Raw genomic sequence first — 1118 nt, forward strand, 5'->3', positions numbered from 1 at the left:
GAATAGCGGCTGGCAAGCAGGATGCAGTCGAGCGGCGCCCGGCGCATGACGTCCAGGCAGATCTGCACCTCGTTGACGCCAAGCCCATAGGCGGAAATGACGCCAGTCCGTTTCAGCTCTTCGAGTGCCTTGAGGCCGCCATCCATCAGGTCGCGAAAATGCAGCTTGGTCTTCTCGATACCATGGGTGTAGGCGCCGATGTCGTGGACAAACAGGATGTCTATCCTGTTTAGGCCAAGCCGCGCATAGCTGAACTCGACCGACCGCATAATGCCGTCATAGGAATAGTCGTAGTCGAGCGCGAAGGGCAGCGGATCGACATAGGAGTGATCGGGAACCTGATCGTCCGGCACCGGGCGAAACAGCCGGCCGACCTTGGTCGACAGCACATAGGAATCGCGCGGCTTGTAACGCAGGAAGTCGCCGAAGCGGCGCTCCGACAGTCCGAAACCGTAGAAGGGTGCGGTGTCGAAATAGCGCAGGCCGGCATCCCAGGCGCCCTGCAGCGTCTCCATCGCCGCTTCGCGCGAACAGGCGCGGTAAAGGCCGCCAAGTGCGGCGCCGCCGAAGCTCACTTCGGTGACCTCCAGAGCTGTCCGACCGATACGGCGTTTTTCCATGCAAAACCTCCCCGTTGCCCGCCGCTGACCGGCGCGCAGTCTACTTTATATCAGTAAAATCTAAAGTGTTGCGCCCAGATGCCAGGGCACGAACTCGTTGTCGCCGTAGCCGAAGTCCTCGCTCTTGGTCTTGCGGCCGGAAGCCGTTTCGACGATCAGTTCGAAAATCTCGCGGCCCATGCCGGCGATGGTCTTTTCACCCGAGGCGATGACGCCGCAATTGACGTCCATGTCCTCTTCCATCTGGTGGTACATGGTCGAGTTGGTGGCGACCTTGATCGACGGCGTCGGACGGCAGCCGAAGCAGGAGCCGCGGCCGGTGGTGAAGACGATGACGTTGGCGCCGCCCGCCACCTGGCCGGTCGCCGAAACCGGGTCGTAGCCAGGCGTATCCATGAACACGAGGCCACTGCCGGTGACTTTTTCGGCGTAGCCGAAGACGCCGTTGAGCGGCGTCTGGCCGCCCTTGGCGACCGCACCGAGGGACTTCTCCAGGAT

1 protein-coding gene and 1 pseudogene are annotated in these 1118 nt (G+C 62.0%); both read right to left on the reverse strand.

Annotated features, from left to right (window positions below; translation table 11 throughout):
* Positions 1-620, reverse strand: a 620-nt coding sequence (locus EN991_RS37220) for an aldo/keto reductase (protein ID WP_164769707.1), incomplete at its 3' end; no start/stop codon positions are given.
* A gap of 60 nt (positions 621-680) precedes the next feature.
* Positions 681-1118, reverse strand: a pseudogene (locus tag EN991_RS37225) (UxaA family hydrolase); the annotation flags it as partial.

Source organism: Mesorhizobium sp. M7A.F.Ca.US.005.03.2.1, from assembly GCF_003997795.1.
Classification (GTDB): Bacteria; Pseudomonadota; Alphaproteobacteria; order Rhizobiales; family Rhizobiaceae; genus Mesorhizobium; species Mesorhizobium ciceri.